2 protein-coding genes are annotated in these 2577 nt (G+C 74.5%); both read right to left on the bottom strand.

Annotated features, from left to right (window positions below):
• The coding region (locus AOK15_RS39190; RefSeq protein WP_079058948.1) for a sugar ABC transporter ATP-binding protein at positions 1 to 1858 on the bottom strand (1858 nt) is incomplete at its 3' end.
• Between the two features lie 9 nt (positions 1859 to 1867).
• The coding region (locus AOK15_RS39185) for a sugar ABC transporter substrate-binding protein (RefSeq protein WP_157870512.1) at positions 1868 to 2577 on the bottom strand (710 nt) is incomplete at its 5' end.

Below are 2577 nucleotides of genomic sequence, written 5' to 3'. Positions count from 1 at the left end.
GGGTGTGCGGGGTGTGCGGGGCGGTGTCGGCGTCGGCCGAGGAGGCGTGCCGTGGCGAGGGTCCCGCGTCGTGGACGGCGGCCAGGAGCGCCTCTTCGGTGAGGGCGGGGCCGGAGAGTTCGGCGATGACGCGGCCGTGGTCGACGATCAGGCAGCGGTGGGCGAGGGTGGCCGCCTCCTCCGGGTCGCTGGAGGCGAACAGCACGGCCGTGCCCCGCTGTTCGGCGAGCGAGGACACCACGTCGTAGATCTCCTGACGGGCGCCCACGTCGACGCCCTGGGTCGGCTCGTCCAACAGCAGGACGTCGACCTCGCGGGCCTCGTTGATCCACCGGCCGAGCAACAGCTTCTGCTGGTTGCCGCCGGAGAACGCGGCGGCCGGCAACCCCGGCCGCGCGGGCCGCAGCCCGACCGCCTCGGCGAGCGAGGCGAACACCCGCCGCTCCGTACCGAGGGCCCGCACCCCGCGCCGGGCGAGTGTCCCCACCGACGGCAGGAGCACGTTGTCCTGCGCGCTCAGCCCGGCGAACAGCCCCTGCGCGCGCCGGTCCGCCGGGACGAGCGCGATGCCCGCGGCCAGCGCGTCGGCGGGCCGGGTCGGCGCGACGGCACGCTCACCGACGCGCACGGTGCCCCCGGACGCCCGGCGCCTGCCGAACACGGTCTCCAGTACGCGGGTACGGCCGGACCCGATGAGTCCGTACAGTCCCACGATCTCGCCCGCGCCGACGGTGAGGTCCACAGGCCCGAACCCGGGCCCCCGCAGACCACGCAGACTGAGTTGGGCGGCGTGCGCGGCCCTGCCGGAGGCGGGCACCAGCGCCCCACCCCGCCCGAAGGCCTTGCGCGCGGCGCCCTCGGCCGAGACGCGACGCCCAGCGAGGGCGCCGTGCCCGGAGGGGGCGCCGGCGTTCTGCCCGGAGGTTCGGCGTGTGCTGGGGCTCGGCCCCGTGGGCTCGGGTGCGCTGAGGCTCGCCCCGGAGGGCCGGCGCTCGGTGACGCCCGGCCCGTCCGCGGCGGCCCCCCGCACCCGTCCCCCCGTGATCGCCTCCACCAACTCCCGGCGGCTGTGGTTCCCCGCCGCCGCGTGGTGGGTGACCCGGCCGTCGCGGAGCACCGTCACCGCGTCCGCGAGCCGTTCCACCTCGGCCAGCAGATGGGTGACGTACACGACGGCGAGACCCTGGCCGCGCAGGTCCTCGACCCGAGCGGCCAGCGCGTCGCTCTCCGCGCCGGACAGGGCGGCCGTCGGCTCGTCCAGGACCAGCACCGACGCGCTGCGGCTGAGCGCCTTGGCGATCTCCACCAACTGCTTCTGTCCCATGGGCAGTTCACCCACCCGGTCGCGCGGCGAGCAGCTCGCGGCGACCCGGTCGAGGAGCTCGGTGGCCACCTTCTCCTGGGCCCGCCGGTCGATACGGCCGTACCTGGTCCACTCCTGGCCGAGGAAGATGTTCTCGGCCACGGTCAGCGAGTCCACGACGCTCAGCGTCTGGAAGATGATCGCCACCCCGGCCGCGATCGACTCCCGGGGACTGAGGCGGCCGTACGGCACACCGCCCACCTCGATCGTCCCCGTGTCCGGCGGGAACGCCCCGCCGAGGCACTTGATCAGGGTGGACTTGCCGGCCCCGTTGTGCCCGAGCAGCGCGTGCACCTGGCCCGCGGGCACGGTGAGGTCCACCCCGTCCAGGGCCCTGACCCCGCCGAAGGACTTGCCCAGCGCGGTGATCCGCAGATTCGGCGGGCCGGACGGTCGGGCCGCCCCTGCCACGGTCCCCACCGCCGCACCTGCCGCTGCCGCCCGGTCGGCGTCCGCCGCGTCGTCGGCGCCCGTCGCCTCGTTGCTGTCGGCCATCGCGCGGCCCTATCCGTTCTGGGCGAGCAGCGCGTCGATCTCCGCCGTGTCGCCCCGCCGCACCAGCTTGACCGGCACCTGTGCGCTCGGGTTCGCCTTCCCCGCCGCGACCGCGAGCGGCACCTCCACGATGGCGTCGGCCATGTCCCGAGGCGCGAGCGCGGCGGAGGCCCGGTAGAAGGTGCCCTGCTTGATGGCGAGCAGGGAGGGGACCGAGCCGTCCTGGCCGCCGACGAACGTCTTCCGGTCGTCCTTCTTCCGCCCCGCCTGCTGGAACGCCTTGTAGCCGCCGTACGCCGCCGAGTCCGTGATGCCGAGGACGATGTTGAGGTCGGGGTGCTTGGCGAGCAGCGCGTTGGTCTTCGACAGCCCCGTGTCGGGGTCGATGGCCTGCTCCCGCGCCACCACGTCGACACCCGGCGCCAGCTTCGTGAACGCGTCGATCATGCCCTTGGTGCGCTCCCGGCCCAGCTCGATCGTCTCGTCGATCAGGAACGCCACCTTGCCCTTGCCGTTCAGCTCCTCCTCGGCCCACTTCGCGGCCGCCTCGCCGAGCAGCGTGCCGCTCTCCCGGAAGCTGAACCGGATGTCGGCGCTCTGGTGCTCCAGCGTCCCGCCGTAGGTCACCCAGATCAGACCCGCGTCCAGCGCCGCTGCGGCGATCGACTCGGTGGCCTCGAAGACCATCGGGAACGACACGATCGCGGGCGTCTTCTGCG

This window comes from Streptomyces ossamyceticus, from assembly GCF_001418475.1.
Classification (GTDB): Bacteria; Actinomycetota; Actinomycetes; order Streptomycetales; family Streptomycetaceae; genus Streptomyces; species Streptomyces ossamyceticus.
Note: the sequence above shows the minus strand (reverse complement) of the source record. Positions and strands in the feature narration are given on the sequence as shown.